The following is a 16940-nucleotide window of genomic DNA, read 5'->3' as shown; positions in this document are numbered from 1 at the left end:
CTCTATGAACACTGGACTGAAGCCAGTCTGGGCGGGACGCAACATGCGCCTCGACCCATTCCGCCTGCCGCAGGTGGTGAGCTACGCGACGCGTGACGATTATGGCGACGTAACCTTCACCATCGACCAGCGTGGCGCCGTGATCCGCCGCCTGCTCGAGATGAGCGGCCTGCCGGCGATCATCGTGCTGCCCGCCAATGCATTTCGCGGCGTCGCCGCCCGTGCGATGGAGGATCCGGAAGGCAATGTCACGGTGACCCTGGAACTCCTGCACAATGATCCGATGCTGTCGGTGCCGCTGCTGGTCGCCGACGATCTCGAAGACGTCGCCGCCGACTGGCGTGCCTGGGCTGATGCCTACCGTTTGCCGATGCTGCTCATCGAATCCGACGGCGTCGCCCGCACCTTGGAAGAATCGCTCGGCGCCGCCATAAAGACGCTGCCGCCGCAGGACCGCCGCAAGGGCCGTGTTTCGACCATGCGCCGCCCGCGCTTCCTTGCCCGCCGCAGGGCCGGTGACCTCGGCCTCAGGCTGGTCATCGACGGCCAGGAAATCATTGCGCGCGAGTGAGACCGGACTCGCCTTCTCTCCGCAAAACGGGGAGAAGGAAAAGCCGCTAAACCAGCGGCTTCAGCGCCACCCATAGCGCGCCGCCGATGAGGCCGAGGAAGATCAGCCAGCCGACCTGGTTGTTCGACCGGAACAGCCGCAGGCACTGGTCCGGATCGTTTATATCCAGCACCGCGATCTGCCGGGCCATATGGGCGCCGGCGGCGATCAGTCCGGCGAGCGCCACCACTGGGGCCTGCGCCGAGGCGAAGGCGATGGCGAAGCAGATCAGCGTACCGCCATAAAGCCCTGCGAGCCACGCCTTGGTGTTGTCGCCGAACAGCCGTGCCGTCGAACGCACGCCGACGATGGCGTCGTCTTCCTTATCCTGGTGCGCATAGATCGTGTCGTAGCCGATCACCCACAGGATCGAACCGATATAGAGCATGATGGCGGGACCATCGAGATCGCCGAATTCGACCGCCCATCCCATCAGCGCGCCCCAGGAAAAGGCAAAGCCGAGAAACAGTTGCGGCCAGTTGGTTATCCGCTTCATGAATGGATAGACAGCCACGATCGCCAGCGAGCAGACGCCGAGCAGGATGGCGAAGCTGTTGAACTGCAGGAGCACCGCCAGGCCGACCAGGGCCTGCAGCACAAGAAACAGCCAGGCCCGCCGGCGCGTGGTTTGGCCGGACGGCAGCGGGCGTGAGCGGGTGCGTTCGACCTGGTTGTCGATGTTCTCGTCGACAATGTCGTTATAGGTGCAGCCGGCGCCACGCATGGCGATGGCGCCAATCAGGAACAGCACGAGGTAGAGTGGCGCCGGCAGCAGCGAAAGCAGCGGGTCGCCAGGCCGCGGATAGGCGCTCGCCGCGAGCGCGGCCGACCACCAGCACGGCCACAAAAGCAGCTGCCAGCCGATCGGCCTGTCCCACCGCGCAAGCTGTGCATAGGGCCAGATCGCGCGCGGCAGCACGCGGTAGACCCAATGGCCGTTCGGCGCATCGGCGACGCGGCCCTGGGACGCTTTCGACTGGACAGGTTCCATTGATATGGAGTGGCAGCAGCGGCGGAAACCGTCAAGCGGCAAGCAGGCCAGCAGCATCCGTCAACCCGTCAGGAGGTGAAGATGTCGCGTCTGGAAAACCAGACTTTCGCCGCCTCGATGAAAGCCAGCGCCGCATTCGACACGCGCTGGTGTGTATCGTGGGTGAGGATGATGCGCTGCATGGGCAGCGGATCCGACAGCGGTTTGCAGACGAGGCGCAGGCCGTCATAGCTGTGGTCGCCATGCGGTCGGGTATAGCTGACCGCGACGCCGAAGCCGTTCGCCACCATGCTGCGCTGGAGTTCGAACGAGCTGGTACGCATGTAGGCGACGGGCGTCAGGCCACGGCTGCGGAACAGGTCAAGCATATGCTGCCAGCTATGCGGCTGGTCGGTCGTGATCAGCGGGTAGGCGGCCAGATCAGCCAGGCTGACCTCGGGGTGGTCCGCCAGCGCATGGCCCGCCGGCAACAGCGCATGCGGTCGCAACTCGTGTAGCAGGATGCGGGCGAAATGCGACGGCAGGCCGAGATCGTAGCTGAGGCCGAGATCGACGGCGGCGTCCGCCAGGCGTCGCCCGAGCGTCTCGAACGTCTCGTCGCGAACGACGACCGCGACGCTTGGATGGCGTTCGGAAAAGGCGCGGATGAGGCCCGGCGCGAAATAAGGCGCCAGATCCTCGAAGCATCCGAGCACCAGCTCGCCGCGGACCGCCGAGTTGACCTTTCCCAGACCCAGGAGTTCATCCGTTTCGGCAAGTACCTGTCTTGCCTTTGCCACGGCCACACGGCCGAAGGATGTTAGCGAAACACCGCTTCCCCGCTGGCGCACGAACAGTTTCTGGCCGAAATCCCTTTCGATGGCGTCGATGGCCACTGAAATCGACGGCTGCGAAATGTTGAGCGCCCTCGCTGCGCCCGTGACGCTGCCATGGCGGGCGACGGCGATGAGATAGCGCAATTGCGCGAGCGTCACACTCATAGTCAAAGCCTATGTGTCAGATGAGAAGTTATTATTTTACTGAATAAGCAGCCATTGCGATAGTCGCTTCGATCCTGAAAGGAGGACAATATGGTTTCCCAAACCGCTGCCCGCGCGATCGACGCCGAAATCATCGATGCGCAGACAATCGCCGACTACCAGCGTGACGGCGCGGTCTACATCCGAGGCGCCTTCAAGGGCTGGGTCGACACGATCGCCGCCGGCATCGAGCGCAACATGCAAAACCGCAGCGCCACAGCGTCCGACATCGCCAATGGCCGCGGCAGTTTCTTCGACGACTATTGCAACTGGGAGCGCATCCCCGAATTCGTCAAGGTGGTGCGCGAATCGCCGGCGGCGCGACTGGCAGCTGCGGTGATGCAGTCGCGCACCGCGCAGTTCTTTCACGACCACGTCCTGGTCAAGGAACCTGGTACGCAGAAGCCCACACCGTGGCATCAGGACATCCCCTATTATTTTGTCGACGGCCAGCAGACGGTGAGCTTCTGGATCCCCATCGATCCGGTGAAGGAGGCGACGCTGCGCCTGATCGCCGGCTCGCACAAATGGGACAAGATGATCCTGCCGGTACGCTGGCTGGACGACGGCAATTTCTACGCCGCCGAGGGCGATTATCGCCCGGTGCCCGATCCCGACAACGATCCATCGATGAAAGTTATCGAATGGGAAATGGAACCGGGCGACGCCATCCTGTTCGACTTCAGGACGGCGCACGGCGCGCGCGGCAACATGACCGCGGCACGGCGCCGGGCGCTGTCGCTGCGCTGGGTCGGCGACGATGCCCACTATGTCGAGCGGCCGGGCCGCACCTCGCCGCCCTATCATGGCCATGGCATGCAGCCGGGCCAGAAGCTGCGCGAGGACTGGTTCCCGATCGTCCACCAGGGCTGAACGAGAGCCAGAATAGGGGCGCGGGTGGCCGGCGTCTCTATTCCGCAGGGGTAACGTTCCCGTGCGCAATTCCCATCTATCCACCCTGATGCCTTGACCCGTCGTCCAGAGAGCAATAGCGGGTTGTTCTCTCTATCGGCATCAAGAGGTGGCCATGAACGTTCTTCTTCTCGGCTCCGGCGGCCGTGAACATGCGCTGGCCTGGAAGATCGCCGCTTCGCCGCTGCTGACCAAGCTCTACGCGGCGCCTGGCAATCCAGGCATCGGCAGCGAGGCTGAACTGGTGAAGCTTGATATCACCGATCATGCCGCCGTCGCTGCCTTCTGTCGCGAGAAGAAAATCGATCTCGTCGTGGTCGGTCCGGAAGGGCCACTCGTCGCCGGCATTGCCGATGACCTGCGCGCCGAAAACATCCGCGTTTTCGGGCCTTCAAAGGCCGCCGCCCGGCTGGAAGGCTCAAAGGGTTTCACCAAGGACCTCTGTGCTCGCTACAACATCCCGACCGCCGCCTATGGCCGGTTCGGCGATCTGGCCTCCGCCAAGGCCTATGTCGAGAAGACAGGTGCGCCGATCGTCATCAAGGCCGACGGGCTCGCGGCCGGCAAGGGCGTCACCGTCGCGATGACGATGGCTGAAGCACAGGCGGCACTCGCTTCCTGCTTCGACGGGTCTTTCGGCGCTGCCGGCGCGGAGGTGGTGATCGAGGAATTCATGACCGGCGAGGAGGCGAGTTTCTTCTGTCTCTGCGACGGCACCACGGCACTTCCCTTCGGCACCGCGCAAGATCACAAGCGCGTCGGCGACGGCGATGTAGGCCCCAATACCGGCGGCATGGGCGCCTATTCGCCGGCGCCAATGATGACGCCTGATATGATCGAGCGCACCATGCGCGAGATCATCGAGCCGACCATGCGCGGCATGGCCGAACTCGGCGCGCCTTTCGCCGGCATTCTGTTCGCCGGGCTGATGATCACGGAAACCGGGCCGAAGCTGATCGAATACAACACCCGTTTCGGCGATCCGGAATGCCAGGTGCTGATGATGCGGCTGAAGGACGATCTCCTGGTGCTGCTCAATGCCGCCACCGACGGTCAGCTCGCGCATATGTCGGTGCGTTGGCGCGATGAGGCGGCGCTGACCGTTGTGATGGCGGCGAGGGGCTATCCCGGCACACCGGAGAAAGGCTCGGTCATCCGCGGCGTCGAGAACGCTGTCGGCGAAGGCGTCCAGATTTTCCATGCCGGTACCGCCATCAATGGCGGCGCGCTGGTTGCCAATGGCGGCCGCGTGCTCAACGTCACGGCGACTGGCGCCACGGTCGGCGAGGCGCAGGCGCGGGCCTATGCCGCGCTCGACCGCATCGACTGGCCGGATGGGTTCTGCCGCCGCGACATAGGCTGGCAGGCTGTGGCGCGCGAGAAGGCAGGCTGAAGCTGCGACCGGTGGCGGCTACCGCTGGCCGCGATCGAGTTCGGTCGAGGCCGTGCTCAGCGGATCGGCCGCCGCGAAGGCGGCGTCAAGCTGTTCGGGTGACCGCTGCCCGGCCCGCTTCCAGACGACATATTGCACAATGCCGAAGCCCGGCCGTCGCGACACCGTCTTCACGACAGGCATGCGGAACCCGTCGCGGAAGCGCGACCAGCGCGAACCGAGCACCGCGGCCATTTCCTCGAAAGTCGGCGGCGTCGCCACATCGGCGTAGATGATGGTCGCCTTCCCGGCCAGCGCGGCTTCCCGCGAGAGTGGCACCGGCACGCTGGCAAGATAGTCGGACGGCACGTCGATCAGCCCGCCAAAAGGCCATTGCTGGCGCAGCGTGGCGGCATCCGTGGGTGCTACGTTGACATCGATGTTGTCGGGCGTTCCGGCAACCCGGTAGGGGCAACGGAAGCGCCCGCAATTGGCCTGCGCCGAAAACTGCCAGAGCGCGTAGCCCTGCCAGTTGCCCATCGGAAAATGCACGTCGATGTCAGGCTTGTAGCGCGCGTACCACAGCGGGAGCCGCGACAGGAGCCGGTACTTGTAGCGGTTGTCGGCAATGTGCTGGGCAGTCCTGCCGTTGGTGTAGATCACCGGGAAGCGGCCGACACGCCGATGCACCTGGCGCACGAATTCCTCGGCATCGTCGAGCGACATCCATTGCGTGGGGTCGATGCCCTCGATGTCGAGAGCCATGAGATCGTCCGGAGCGGGATCGGCGAAATCGAGGAAATTGTTGGCCTGCTCGACGGGATTGCCGGGGCGGGCGAGGTGATAGGCGCCCCATTTCATGCCAAGCGCCTTGGCTACGACCCTGCGCGTTTGAAACAGCTCACGCGTTACCGCGTGGCGTTTCCACAGCGCCTTGCACAGCTTCACCTCGGTGTCGCTGCCGAAACAGAAATAGGGCGGCGGCATGCCGTCGGACGCCTTGTTGATGAAGGCGGCGATGCGCTTGTCGGTGGCGAGTTGTGCCCAGTCGATGGAATTGTATTCGTAGGCGTCGATGACGAGCGCGCGGTCAGCGCTCTTCCACGGCTCGGAGAAATCCGAAGCTTTTGCCGCCATCGACAGCGCCATGGTCGCCGCAAGAGCGAGAAGCGCTGTGCGGCGAAGGAAACACGCCGTCCTTTTCAAACAGGGAATCCCCGTTGGTCAAAGGCAAATCCTGAACCGTCATGGTTAAGGAAATGCTTCTCAGGGGGCGGGTGCCGGCGAAATCAGCGCCGGCTGAAGGGCTGCACTTCGAATGGATCGGGTGCCGGCTGCTGTTGCAGCGTCCCTTCGGCGGCGCGTTTGCGGTGGTGGGCAAGCGAGCATTGCGGCGAGCACAATATGCCGCGATCCGACCAGTAGGCGGCGCCGTTTGCCAGTTCGCCGTGATAATAGGAAAATCCGGCTGCCCGATAGGGCAATCCGCATTCAATACAGCGATAGGCGTCAGGTCTGGCAAGCATGGAATGTTCCGGTCGGCTGGTTTTTTCGCCGGTCGATCTGATCCGGCATTGGTCGAATTTAGTACAGGCCTGCCCGATTGCAAAATCCGCGTGACAAAATTTGACGTTTACGTAAAAAGAAGATGGCAGACCGCCCAAAGGCGGATGGTTTTGCGGCGGCGCTGGCTCTAGGGTCGGCGAGGCTGGCGCATCAGGAGGATCGAGCGGCATGTATCGGGCACCGGTCGAGGATATCGCGTTCACCCTGAAGCACGTGGCCGGCATGAAATCGGCCATCGATGCCGGAGCGTTCGGCGATCTCGGCGAGGATCTGGTCGATGCCGTTCTTGGCGAGGCAGGCCGTTTCGCCACCGAGGAGGTGGCACCGCTTTACAAGATCGGCGACGAACATGGCGCGGTGCTGAAGGATGCGGCCGTCACCACGCCGCCTGGCTGGAAGGAGCTTTATCGTCGCTGGATCGATGGCGGCTGGAATGCGCTCTCCGGTCCCGAAGACTACGGCGGCCAGGCGTTGCCGACCATGCTCGGCGTCGCCGCGCTCGAAATGTGGAATTCGGCCGCCATGGCATTCGGCATCGGCCCGACGCTGACCATGGGCGCGGTCGAAGCGCTGGACAAGCACGCCTCGGAGGAACTCAAGGCCAAATATCTGGCAAAGCTCGTCTCCGGCGAATGGATGGGCACGATGAACCTGACCGAGCCGCAGGCCGGATCGGACCTCGCTGCCCTGCGTAGCCGCGCCGAGCCAGCCGGCGACGGCACCTACCGCATCTTCGGCCAGAAGATCTTCATCACTTACGGCGAGCACGATTTCACCGACAACATCATCCATCTGGTGCTGGCGCGGCTTCCCGATGCGCCTGCCGGCACGCGCGGCATCTCGCTGTTCCTGGTGCCGAAGTTCCTGGTCGGCGATGACGGCTCGCTCGGCGCGCGCAACGACCTCTTCTGTTCCGGCCTTGAGCACAAGCTCGGCATCCATGCCTCGCCGACCTGCACCATGATCTATGGCGACGGCTTTCAGGGCGCCCAGCCGGGTGCGATCGGCTGGCTGATCGGCGAGGAGAACAAAGGCCTCGCCTGCATGTTCACCATGATGAATAATGCGCGGCTTTGCGTCGGCATGCAGGGCGTCGCGGTGGCGGAAGCCGCGACCCAGAAGGCGACCGCCTATGCCAATGAGCGCCGCCAGGGCAAGGCGGCGAGCTTTGATGGCGCCGGCATGGCACCGATCGTCCATCACCCGGACGTGCAGCGCAATCTCCTGACCATGAAGGCGCTGACACAGATTGCGCGGGCGATCAGCTATTCCTGTGCGCACGCCATCGATCTCGCGCGCGTGTCGTCTGGTGACGAGGCGGTGCATTGGCGCGACCGTGCCAACCTGTTGACGCCGCTGGCCAAGGCCTTTTCCACCGATATCGGCGTCGAGGTCGCTTCGCTCGGCGTCCAGGTGCATGGCGGCATGGGCTTCATCGAGGAGACGGGCGCGGCGGCGCTCTACCGCGACGCCCGCATCGCGCCGATCTACGAGGGCACCAACGGCATCCAGGCGATCGATCTGGTGATGCGCAAGCTGCCGCTCGGTGGCGGCGAGCATGTGTATGGTTTCATCGATGAACTCGCCGCGGTAGCAAACGTGGTGCGCACTTCAAATCTGGAGGGCTTCGGCCGCACCGCCGATGCCATCGGCACGGCACTTGACGATCTGACACAGGCGACGCGCTTCCTGCAAAAGCTGTCGGCCGACGGCCGGACGGAGGAGGCGCTGGCGGGTGCGACGCCTTATCTCAGGCTGATCTCGCTTGCCGCCGGCGGCGCCTATCTGGCGCGGGCCGCTCTTGCCGACCAGGGCCGCATCGCGCTTTGCCGCTTCTTCGCCGAAAACCTGCTCGGCGAAGTCAGGGCTTTGAAGGAGCGCGTCATCGACGGCGCCGGAAGCCTGGCCGCTGCCGGCAAGGCGCTGATTTCTGCCTGACCTTCACAAGGAAAAGACCGTGACAGACCACATCCTCGTCGAGCGCCAGGGCGCCATCCAGATCATCCGCATGAACCGCCCGGACAAGAAGAACGCGCTGACGCGCGCCATGTATGCCAAGATGTCGGCGGCCCTTGCCGAAGGCGACGCCGATCCGGCGGTCCGCGTCCATGTCTTTCTCGGCGTGCCAGGTGCCTTCTCCTCCGGCAACGACCTTGCCGACTTCATGGTCGTGGCCACCGGCGGCGATGGTGGCACGGAGGTCTGGGATTTCCTGCTGGCGCTGGCGGGGGTCGAAAAGCCGATCGTCTCAGGCGTCGACGGCATCGCGGTCGGCATCGGCACCACGATCAACCTGCATTGCGACCTGACCTTCGCCACGCCACGCACCGTGTTCAGGACACCTTTCGTCGATCTCGGCCTGGTGCCCGAGGCGGGATCGAGCCTTTTGGCGCCGCGCATCCTGGGCCAGCAGGGCGCTTTCGCCCTTCTCGGTCTTGGTGAAGGCTTTTCGGCCGAGCGAGCGAAGGCTGCCGGACTGATCTACGAGGTGGTCGAGGAGGGCGCTCTGGAGGCATCGGTTCTCTCGTCGGCCGGCCAGATCGCGGCCAAGCCCCCGCAGGCACTTAGAATCGCGCGAGACCTGATGCGTGGCTCACGCGACGATCTGGTCGCCCGCATTGGAGTTGAGAGCGAGCATTTCCGCGAGCGGCTGAAATCCGATGAGGCGCGCGCGGCCCTCACGGCATTCATGACCAGGAAAAAGGGCTGAGGCTCCTTTTCAGGGATAGAGTCTGGCCTTGTCCCAGCCGCCTGCCGCATTGCGGGAAAATACCATCCGGTCATGTAGCCGGAACGGCCTGTCATGCCAGAATTCGATCGTCTTCGGCACGATGCGAAAGCCCGACCAATGTTTCGGTCGCGGGATCTCGCCGATGGCATAGCGCGCCGTGTATTCGGCAACTGCCTTTTCCAACGCGAAGCGGCTTTCCAGCGGTCGCGATTGCTTCGAGGCCCAGGCGCCGATGCGGCTGCCGCGCGGCCGCGTCGCGTAATAGGCATCGGCTTCGGCATCGCCGACGATCTCCACGGGTCCGCGCACCCGTACCTGACGGCGCAGCGATTTCCAGTGGAAACACATCGCCGCCTTCATGCTGCCTAGAATCTCCTGGCCCTTGGCGCTCTCGAAATTCGTGTAGAACACAAAGCCGCTTTCATCGAACCCCTTGAGCAGCACCATCCGCACATCCGGCATGCCTTCTGCATCGACGGTCGCCAATGCCACGCCATTGGCGTCATTGATTTCGCTCTTGGTGGCGTCGTCCAGCCATGCGGCAAAGAGGCGAAACGGCTCGGCCGCTTCGGTAAAGTCACTGGTTGTTAACTCTGTGTCACTCATAGTTTTTCTCAAATTGTCACGAGATCAGGGAGGTTGCCGATTGTCGCGTATCGCGCAAGCTTTTGACAGCAGGCAATGGGGCGTTATCGCTTCAGCCAGCGCGAAAGCGGCGATCGTGGCAATCGTTCTGCCGCTTGCTGGCTGCGGCGCGGGTGGTTTCAGCCTGGAGAAGGCCGAAGTCGACCGCTCGATCCTGACCAGCAGCACATCGGCATCAGCCAAGCCGGCCGATTCGGATCGCGACTCCGACCAGACGACGATCGGCAATGCGGTGTCCTCCGCCGACATCGAACAACTCGGTGGCCAGGCCGTGCCGTGGGCGAATGCCGGCACCGGGTCGCGCGGCTCCATCACCGAACTGGCGGAATTGAAGGATAGCGGTCAGACGTGCCGCCGCTTCAAGGCTTCGCGCGAGAGCTTTGACGGCGTTGCCATGTTCGAGGGCGAACTCTGCCTTGCCAGTGCCGGCGGCTGGCGCATGCAGGGCTTCAAGGCACTCTGATTTTCTGCCTTTGATATGACGGTCCGCTACTGGAATTTCTTCCTATGCGAGCGCATATAGGGAGCAAGTATGAACTCACTCCTACTCCAGGGCAGAACGCATGCGCGACCCGTATGAGGTGCTGGGCGTTGCAAAGAACGCATCGGCCAAGGACATAAAATCGGCGTACCGGAAACTCGCCAAGAAGCATCATCCGGACCAGAATCCGAATGATCCGAAGGCGAAGGATCGTTTTGCCGCGGCCAATCAGGCCTATGAGGTCATAGGCGACGAGAAGAACCGTGCCGCTTTCGATCGTGGCGAGATCGACGCCGACGGCAAGCCGCGTTTCCAGGGCTTTGAGGGTGCGGCCGGCGGCGGCGACCCCTTTGCCGGGTTTCGCCGCCAGCAACAGGGAGCCGGCGGCTCGCGCTTCGAGTTCCGCTCGGGCCGTCCCGGCGGTGATCCGTTCGACGGCAATAGCGATATCTTCAGCCAGATTTTCGGCGACGCCTTCTCCGGCGCGCGCGGCCCAGGCCAGGGCGACCGACGCCAGCCTGCGACAGCAGCCGATCTGAACGTCACGCTCGACGTCACCATCGAGGAGGCGGCGAACGCCGAAAAGGTCACGGCGATGTTCCCTGACGGGCGCAAGGTGGCGGTCAAGTTGCCGGCCTATGTCGAGGATGGCCAGACCATCCGGCTGAAGGGGCAGGGCGAGCAGGGGCCGGGCCAGCCCGGCGACGCATTGGTCAAGATCCACATCCGCCGGCATCCGCGCTACCGCATCGAGGGCCGTGACCTGCATGCCGATCTGCCGGTGTCGCTGGCGGATGCGGTGCTGGGCGCCAAGGTGCCGGTGGAGACGCCGACCGGCAGGCTCGCGGTCAACGTGCCCGCCTGGTCGAGTTCGGACAAGGTCCTGCGGCTCAAGGGCAGGGGCCTGCCGGAAAAGGCCGGCGGCCATGGTGATCTCTATGCCCATGTCCGCATCATGCTGCCGGAAGGCGGCGACAGCGCGCTCGAATCGCTGTTGCGCGGCCAAAAAGGCTGATCGAGAGCTTTGTCCCCCGAACTGTCCGGTTTGAACGCTTGAAGGGGCTGTGTGCCTGTGCGATAGGCACTCCACAAAGCAGAAACCTTGCGGAGAGCGCTGACATGGCGGGTGGACAGGGCCTAATGGCCGGCAAGCGCGGCCTTATTCTTGGCGTCGCCAATAACAGGTCGATCGCCTATGGCATTGCTAAGGCCTGCGTCGATCACGGCGCCGAGATCGCACTGACCTATCAGGGCGAAGCCTTCAAGAAGCGGGTCGAGCCGCTCGCGGCGGAGCTGGGCGCCTTTGTCGCCGGCCATTGCGACGTCACCGATCCGGCGAGCCTGGACGAGGTTTTCGCCAATGTCGCCAAGCATTGGGGTAAGCTCGACTTCCTCGTCCACGCCATCGCTTTTTCCGACAAGGACGAGCTGACGGGCCGCTATGTCGAGACGACGCGCGACAATTTCCTGCGCACCATGGACATTTCGGTCTATTCCTTCACCACCATCGCCAAGCGCGCCGAAGCGCTGATGACCGAGGGCGGTTCGCTGCTGACGCTGACCTATTACGGCGCCGAGAAGGTGATGCCGCACTATAACGTCATGGGCGTCGCCAAGGCGGCACTGGAGGCCAGCGTGCGTTATCTGGCGGTTGATCTCGGCGCCAAGAAGATCCGCGTCAACGCCATTTCCGCCGGCCCGATCAAGACGCTGGCAGCCTCCGGCATCGGCGATTTCCGCTACATCCTGAAGTGGAACGAATATAATTCGCCGCTGAAACAGACGGTCACGCAGGAAGAAGTCGGCGATTCCGGCGTCTATTTCCTATCCGACCTGTCGCGTGGCGTCACTGGCGAGGTGCACCATGTCGATTCCGGCTATCATGTCGTCGGCATGAAGGCGGTCGACGCGCCTGATATTTCGACGGTCAAGGATTAGTTCTCTCCTATCCTCCGTCCAGGCCCTGGCCCGATCTCCGGAAGAGCTGATGTACCCGCTGGTTTATATCGTGCGCCACGGCCAGACCGCGTGGAACGCCGAGTTCCGGCTTCAGGGCCAGGCCGACACCGATCTCAATGCTCTCGGCCGCGAACAGGCGACCGGAAACGGCCATCGGCTGGCTGAACTCGTCGGCGATCCCAAGGAATTCGACTTCGTCGCCAGCCCAATGAGGCGGACGCGCGAGACGATGGAACGCATTCGCGCCGTCATGAAACTCGATCCGCTCGCCTATCGAACCGATATCAGGCTCGTTGAAGTCAATTTCGGTGATTGGCAGGGTTTTACCTTTGCCGAGCTCGAGACGCGGTCTCCGGGGGCAAGCAGGACGCGTGCTCGCGACAAATGGAATTTTCAGCCGCCGGGTGAAGGTGCCGAGAGTTATCAGATGCTGCTCGAACGGGTGAAGCCCTGCTTCGACGAGATCGACCGCAAGACCATCTGTGTCACGCATGGCGGTGTCATGCGCACCCTGTTTCGCTTCGTGCTTGATATGCCGGAGGACGAGGCCGCGAATCTGGAGATACCGCAGGATCGCGTGCTCAAACTTGAAGGTCAGAGCCTGGAGTGGCTCTAGGACGCCTAGTGGAGGCCAACTCCTAGTTCGTGTCGCTGTCTCCCGGCAACTGCATGTCGGTAACGACGTTTTCGCCATCGGTCACATCGTAAGCGATGACGATGTCCATGCCCGGCTTCAGCGCGTCGAGATCGGTCTCGGCATTCAGCTTGTAGGATTTTCCATCGTCAAGCGTCAGCGTCAACGCGTCCTTGTCGATCTTCTTGATCAGGCCTTCGGTCTGGCCGGCGAACGCGGCGGTGGTAAGCAAGAGTGTGGCGGCAACAGCGCCAATCAGGGTACGCATTATCGTCCTCTTTGGTCATTGCGCCGGCTCTGTGGCGGCGGATCCTCAACGGCGGATGGAAGAAAGCAGAAACCAGCCGAATGTGTCAAAACTTAAACGGTTGGGATGACAGTTTGACCACCGCAAAAAACGCCAATAGAAGGCAAGCTTCACCCGGCTCCGCTGCCGGGCAGGGCGCTTTTCCATGTCTCACAACACGTTCGGCCATCTTTTCCGCGTCACCACCTGGGGCGAAAGCCATGGCGCGGCACTTGGCTGCGTGGTCGACGGCTGTCCACCAGGTATCCACTTCACGCGCGATGAGATCCAGGCCGAACTTGACAAGCGCCGGCCGGGCCAGTCGCGCTTCGTCACCCAGCGCCGCGAGCCGGACGAAGTAAAGGTGCTGTCGGGCTTCGTGCTCGACGAGGACGGCGAGACGATGATCACCACCGGCACGCCGGTCTCGATGCTGATCGAAAATGTCGACCAGCGCTCGAAGGACTATGGCGAGATCGCCCGCCAGTACCGGCCGGGCCATGCCGACTACACCTATGACATCAAATACGGCATACGCGACTATCGCGGCGGCGGCCGCTCCTCGGCCCGCGAAACAGCGGCGCGGGTGGCGGCAGGTGCCTTGGCGCGCAAGGTAGTGCCGGGCATGGTGGTCCGCGGCGCGCTGGTGTCGATGGGCGAGAAGTCCATCGACCGCGCCAACTGGAACTGGAATTTCATCGGCGATGCCGAGAACCCGTTCTTCACCCCGGATCCGGCTTCCGTTCCCGTCTTCACGCAGTATCTCGACGGCATCCGCAAGGCCGGCTCATCGGTCGGCGCGGTGATCGAGATCGTCGCTGACGGCGTTCCGGCGGGCCTGGGTGCGCCGATCTATGCCAAGCTCGACCAGGACATCGCATCCGGCTTGATGTCGATCAACGCCGTCAAAGGCGTCGAGATCGGCAACGGCTTCGAGGCGGCCCGCATCACCGGCGAACAGAATGCCGACGAGATGCGGATGGGCAATGACGGCAAGCCGGTGTTCCTGTCGAACAATGCCGGCGGCATCCTTGGCGGCATCTCGACCGGCCAGGCGATCGTTGCCCGTTTCGCCGTCAAGCCGACCTCGTCGATTCTGACGCCGCGAAAGTCGATCGACAGGGACGGCAACGACGTCGAGGTTATGACCAAGGGCCGCCACGACCCATGCGTCGGCATCCGCGCCGTGCCGATCGGCGAGGCGATGGTTGCCTGCGCCATTGCCGATCATTATCTGCGTCATCGAGGACAGACGGGGAGGGCGTAGGGGAGTAAGGCAGTAGGGGAGTATGTTAAGCTACCGCAACAGCCAGAAATTTTCTTTTCCCTACTCCCGTATTGCCCTATTCCCCTACTCCCTTGCGAGTGAAACGAGCACTTCATGCCTTACGACCAGAAGAAGATCGTCGAAGCAATCCGTGCCTTCGAACGCGGCGAGATCGTCGTCGTCATGGATGATGACGGGCGCGAGAACGAGGGCGACCTGATCGTCGCCGCCGTCCACTGCACGCCGGAGAAAATGGCCTTCATCGTGCGCAACACGTCGGGCATCGTCTGCACGCCGATGCCGCGCGAGGAAGCCAAGCGGCTCAATCTGCAGCCGATGGTGGCCGACAATGATTCGGCCCACACCACCGCCTTTACCGTCAGCGTTGATTTCAAGCATGGCACGACGACAGGCATTTCGGCCGACGACCGCACGCTGACCGTGCGCAACCTTGCCAACGGCAATGTCGGCGCTTCGGATTTCGTCCGCCCCGGCCATATCTTCCCGCTCATTGCGCGCGAAGGCGGCGTCTTGATGCGCTCGGGCCATACCGAGGCCGCGGTCGACCTCTGCAAACTTGCCGGCCTACCGCCGATCGGCGTGATCTCGGAACTGGTCAACGACGACGGCACCGTCAAGCGCGGCCCGCAGGTCGCTGCCTTTGCCGAGGAGCATGGTCTCAAGCAAGTCTCGGTCGCCGATCTCATCGCCTATCGGCAACGCAAGGAAACGCTGGTCGAACGCGTGGCGTGCTCGGAGATCGACACGCTTGGCGGCAAGGCGCAGGTCTTCACCTACACGCTGCCCTGGGACACGATGCATCATGTCGCCATTGTGTTCGGCGATATTCGCGACGGAGAGGACGTGCCGGTGCGGCTGCATTCGGAGGATGTGGTGACCGACGTGTTCGGCACCAGCCACCGGCTCGACGGCATCATGAAGGCGATGGGCGAGCGCAAGCGCGGCGTCATCGTCTATCTACGCGAGGGCTCGGTCGGCGTCGCTCACCAGGAGCGCAACCGACCGGCGCCAGGCGATCGCGAGGACCATGAAGAGGCGCGCCGGCGCGAGAGCGAATGGCGCGAGATCGGCCTCGGCGCCCAGATCCTGAAGGATCTCGGCATTTCCTCGATCAACCTGATCGCCTCGCGCGAGCGGCATTATGTCGGTCTCGAGGGTTTTGGCATTCATATCGCCAAGACCGAGATTATTTGAGCTCAACAAATCCTGGCTGTCACTCGGCCGGGATTGCCGCCTCGCATCCTTCCAGCTCGCATTTGTGGGTGGCAAGGCTGCGCTGGCCGAGCAACACCGTGACCAGTGCGATAAGGCCTGACGCCGCTGAAACCCAGAACCCGTTCTGGGCGCCGAACGCATCCACCACCGCGCCGGCGGCGAAGGAGCCCAGCGCCATGCCGATGCCGATGCCGGTCGTCACCCAGGTGATGCCTTCGGTCAGCATCGTTTCAGGCACATGCCGTTCGATCAGGCCGAAGGCGGTGATAAAGGTCGGCGAGATCGTCACGCCGCTGAGAAAGACAGTCAGCGCGAGCACGGGCACGGTACCAGCGGTGAGCGGCAGCAGCGTGCCGAGCGCGAGCAAGGCGACCGCGATGGCAAGTTGGCGCTGTAGCGGTGCCTTCAGGTTGAGCGCGCCGATGATGATGCCGAGCACGAAGGACCCCAGCGCATAGACGCCGATGACGAGACTTGCGGCGCCCGGCTGGCCGAGTTCCTTGGTGATCGCCACCGTGCTTACCTCCGTCGTCGCGAACGTCGCGCCGATGAAGATCATGGCGAAGGTAATGATTTGAACCGGTCCCAGGCGGATTGCCGAGCCGGTTGAGCCATGGTCCACCGGCCGCACTTGCGGTTCGGTCGAACGCTGCAGGATAAAGGCTGTCGAGCCCAGGGCGAGGAACAGCGTGCTGACCAGCATACCCGCTTCCGGGAACAGCGCGGCACTGAGGCCTACCGACAGCGATGCGCCGGCGATGTAAACCAGTTCATCCGCCGCCGACTCGAAGGCGAAGGCGGTGTTCATCTCGGGCCGGCCCCGGAAGATCTCGGTCCAGCGCGCCCGCACCATCGCCGGCATGCTCGGCATCGCCGCCGCCAGCAATGCCGACACGAACAGCGTCCATACCGGCCAGTCCTGATTGGCCGACGCGATCAGGACCGCGAATGCAAGCACGGAGACAATGGTGGTGGGTACGACAACCCCCATCTGGCCAAGGCGGTCCACCAGCCTCGATATCTGTGGCGCCAGGAAAGCGTTGGTCAACGCGAATGTCGCGGAAACCGCGCCCGCCAGCCAGTATTCGCCACGCGTCTGCGACAGCATCGCCACGATGCCGATCGGCGCCATGGCGATCGGCAGGCGCGCCATGAAGCCGGCGGCGGCAAATCCCTTGGCTCCGGGGGCGCGGAAGATTTCCGAGTAGGGGTTTTGCATGATCCTGTTCCT

Annotated in this window: 18 protein-coding genes; 11 read left to right on the top strand and 7 right to left on the bottom strand. The window is 63.5% G+C overall.

Translation table 11 applies throughout. The annotated features are described in order from the left end of the window. Nucleotides 1-4 precede the first annotated feature (4 nt). The gene (locus tag C7I87_RS10250; RefSeq protein WP_149904078.1) at nt 5-571 is read left to right on the top strand and encodes a DUF6101 family protein; all 567 of its coding nucleotides are present in this window, start codon (nt 5-7) and stop codon (nt 569-571) included. A 46-nt stretch (nt 572-617) separates the two neighbouring features. Here C7I87_RS10250 and ubiA read toward each other — a convergent pair whose 3' ends face one another. Beyond that, entirely contained in the window at nt 618-1601 is a 984-nt protein-coding gene (gene ubiA, locus C7I87_RS10245; RefSeq protein WP_188393800.1) for a 4-hydroxybenzoate octaprenyltransferase, read from the bottom strand. Nucleotides 1602-1669: 68 nt separating this feature from the next. Continuing rightward, a complete protein-coding gene (locus C7I87_RS10240) occupies nt 1670-2581 on the bottom strand; it encodes a LysR family transcriptional regulator (RefSeq protein WP_149904077.1) in 912 nt (303 codons plus the stop codon). Between the two features lie 90 nt (nt 2582-2671). On the opposite strand from C7I87_RS10240, the gene C7I87_RS10235 reads away from it, so the two are divergent. Beyond that, entirely contained in the window at nt 2672-3493 is an 822-nt protein-coding gene (locus tag C7I87_RS10235) for a phytanoyl-CoA dioxygenase family protein (protein WP_149904076.1), read from the top strand. Nucleotides 3494-3647: 154 nt separating this feature from the next. After that, nucleotides 3648-4925, top strand: coding sequence for a phosphoribosylamine--glycine ligase (gene purD, locus C7I87_RS10230; protein WP_149904075.1), 1278 nt, complete (start codon nt 3648-3650; stop codon nt 4923-4925). An 18-nt stretch (nt 4926-4943) separates the two neighbouring features. On the opposite strand, the gene C7I87_RS10225 is transcribed toward purD, so the two are convergent. Then, a complete protein-coding gene (locus C7I87_RS10225; protein WP_149904210.1) occupies nt 4944-6053 on the bottom strand; it encodes a glycoside hydrolase family 25 protein in 1110 nt (369 codons plus the stop codon). Between the two features lie 140 nt (nt 6054-6193). Continuing rightward, nucleotides 6194-6430: a hypothetical protein gene (locus tag C7I87_RS10220; protein ID WP_149904209.1), complete on the bottom strand. Its 237-nt coding sequence runs from the start codon at nt 6428-6430 to the stop codon at nt 6194-6196. Nucleotides 6431-6638: 208 nt separating this feature from the next. Here C7I87_RS10220 and C7I87_RS10215 point away from each other — a divergent pair, with 208 nt between their 5' ends. After that, complete coding sequence (locus C7I87_RS10215; protein ID WP_149904074.1) at nt 6639-8408, top strand: acyl-CoA dehydrogenase family protein; 1770 nt, start codon at nt 6639-6641, stop codon at nt 8406-8408. A 19-nt stretch (nt 8409-8427) separates the two neighbouring features. Further along, nucleotides 8428-9180, top strand: coding sequence for a crotonase/enoyl-CoA hydratase family protein (locus C7I87_RS10210; RefSeq protein WP_149904073.1), 753 nt, complete (start codon nt 8428-8430; stop codon nt 9178-9180). A 9-nt stretch (nt 9181-9189) separates the two neighbouring features. On the opposite strand, the gene pdxH is transcribed toward C7I87_RS10210, so the two are convergent. Then, nucleotides 9190-9807, bottom strand: coding sequence for a pyridoxamine 5'-phosphate oxidase (pdxH, locus tag C7I87_RS10205; RefSeq protein ID WP_149904072.1), 618 nt, complete (start codon nt 9805-9807; stop codon nt 9190-9192). 40 nt (nt 9808-9847) lie between these two features. On the opposite strand from pdxH, the gene C7I87_RS10200 reads away from it, so the two are divergent. From C7I87_RS10200 to C7I87_RS10185, 4 genes are all read left to right on the top strand, one after another. After that, on the top strand, nt 9848-10309 hold the full coding sequence (locus C7I87_RS10200) for an RT0821/Lpp0805 family surface protein (protein WP_149904071.1): 462 nt from the start codon (nt 9848-9850) through the stop codon (nt 10307-10309). Between the two features lie 100 nt (nt 10310-10409). Next, nucleotides 10410-11342: a DnaJ C-terminal domain-containing protein gene (locus tag C7I87_RS10195; RefSeq protein WP_149904070.1), complete on the top strand. Its 933-nt coding sequence runs from the start codon at nt 10410-10412 to the stop codon at nt 11340-11342. A 104-nt stretch (nt 11343-11446) separates the two neighbouring features. Beyond that, entirely contained in the window at nt 11447-12265 is an 819-nt protein-coding gene (gene fabI / locus C7I87_RS10190) for an enoyl-ACP reductase FabI (RefSeq protein WP_015318818.1), read from the top strand. A gap of 49 nt (nt 12266-12314) precedes the next feature. Beyond that, nucleotides 12315-12902: a histidine phosphatase family protein gene (locus tag C7I87_RS10185; RefSeq protein WP_149904069.1), complete on the top strand. Its 588-nt coding sequence runs from the start codon at nt 12315-12317 to the stop codon at nt 12900-12902. A gap of 22 nt (nt 12903-12924) precedes the next feature. Here the strand turns inward: C7I87_RS10185 and C7I87_RS10180 are convergent, their stop codons facing one another. Continuing rightward, nucleotides 12925-13188: a DUF1344 domain-containing protein gene (locus C7I87_RS10180; protein ID WP_149904068.1), complete on the bottom strand. Its 264-nt coding sequence runs from the start codon at nt 13186-13188 to the stop codon at nt 12925-12927. A 184-nt stretch (nt 13189-13372) separates the two neighbouring features. On the opposite strand from C7I87_RS10180, the gene aroC reads away from it, so the two are divergent. Beyond that, nucleotides 13373-14473, top strand: coding sequence for a chorismate synthase (gene aroC, locus C7I87_RS10175; protein WP_149904067.1), 1101 nt, complete (start codon nt 13373-13375; stop codon nt 14471-14473). 114 nt (nt 14474-14587) lie between these two features. Beyond that, nucleotides 14588-15688 (top strand): 3,4-dihydroxy-2-butanone-4-phosphate synthase, encoded by a 1101-nt coding sequence (gene ribB / locus C7I87_RS10170; protein WP_149904066.1) that lies wholly within the window; start codon nt 14588-14590, stop codon nt 15686-15688. Nucleotides 15689-15707: 19 nt separating this feature from the next. Here the strand turns inward: ribB and C7I87_RS10165 are convergent, their stop codons facing one another. Then, entirely contained in the window at nt 15708-16928 is a 1221-nt protein-coding gene (locus C7I87_RS10165) for an MFS transporter (protein ID WP_149904065.1), read from the bottom strand. Nucleotides 16929-16940: the final 12 nt, after the last annotated feature.

This window comes from Mesorhizobium sp. SARCC-RB16n, from assembly GCF_008520305.1.
Taxonomy (GTDB): Bacteria; Pseudomonadota; Alphaproteobacteria; order Rhizobiales; family Rhizobiaceae; genus Mesorhizobium.
This window is presented reverse-complemented; position numbering and strand designations above follow the sequence as displayed.

What these genes read in the sequence shown, in the direction of transcription:
- C7I87_RS10250 (WP_149904078.1), top strand. Translation starts at nt 5, where the DNA reads ATGAACACTGGACTGAAGCCAGTCTGGGCGGGACGCAACATGCGCCTC.
- ubiA (WP_188393800.1), bottom strand. Translation starts at nt 1,601, where the DNA reads ATGGAACCTGTCCAGTCGAAAGCGTCCCAGGGCCGCGTCGCCGATGCG.
- C7I87_RS10240 (WP_149904077.1), bottom strand. Translation starts at nt 2,581, where the DNA reads ATGAGTGTGACGCTCGCGCAATTGCGCTATCTCATCGCCGTCGCCCGC.
- C7I87_RS10235 (WP_149904076.1), top strand. Translation starts at nt 2,672, where the DNA reads ATGGTTTCCCAAACCGCTGCCCGCGCGATCGACGCCGAAATCATCGAT.
- purD (WP_149904075.1), top strand. Translation starts at nt 3,648, where the DNA reads ATGAACGTTCTTCTTCTCGGCTCCGGCGGCCGTGAACATGCGCTGGCC.
- C7I87_RS10225 (WP_149904210.1), bottom strand. Translation starts at nt 6,053, where the DNA reads ATGGCGCTGTCGATGGCGGCAAAAGCTTCGGATTTCTCCGAGCCGTGG.
- C7I87_RS10220 (WP_149904209.1), bottom strand. Translation starts at nt 6,430, where the DNA reads ATGCTTGCCAGACCTGACGCCTATCGCTGTATTGAATGCGGATTGCCC.
- C7I87_RS10215 (WP_149904074.1), top strand. Translation starts at nt 6,639, where the DNA reads ATGTATCGGGCACCGGTCGAGGATATCGCGTTCACCCTGAAGCACGTG.
- pdxH (WP_149904072.1), bottom strand. Translation starts at nt 9,807, where the DNA reads ATGAGTGACACAGAGTTAACAACCAGTGACTTTACCGAAGCGGCCGAG.
- C7I87_RS10195 (WP_149904070.1), top strand. Translation starts at nt 10,410, where the DNA reads ATGCGCGACCCGTATGAGGTGCTGGGCGTTGCAAAGAACGCATCGGCC.
- fabI (WP_015318818.1), top strand. Translation starts at nt 11,447, where the DNA reads ATGGCGGGTGGACAGGGCCTAATGGCCGGCAAGCGCGGCCTTATTCTT.
- C7I87_RS10185 (WP_149904069.1), top strand. Translation starts at nt 12,315, where the DNA reads ATGTACCCGCTGGTTTATATCGTGCGCCACGGCCAGACCGCGTGGAAC.
- C7I87_RS10180 (WP_149904068.1), bottom strand. Translation starts at nt 13,188, where the DNA reads ATGCGTACCCTGATTGGCGCTGTTGCCGCCACACTCTTGCTTACCACC.
- aroC (WP_149904067.1), top strand. Translation starts at nt 13,373, where the DNA reads ATGTCTCACAACACGTTCGGCCATCTTTTCCGCGTCACCACCTGGGGC.
- ribB (WP_149904066.1), top strand. Translation starts at nt 14,588, where the DNA reads ATGCCTTACGACCAGAAGAAGATCGTCGAAGCAATCCGTGCCTTCGAA.
- C7I87_RS10165 (WP_149904065.1), bottom strand. Translation starts at nt 16,928, where the DNA reads ATGCAAAACCCCTACTCGGAAATCTTCCGCGCCCCCGGAGCCAAGGGA.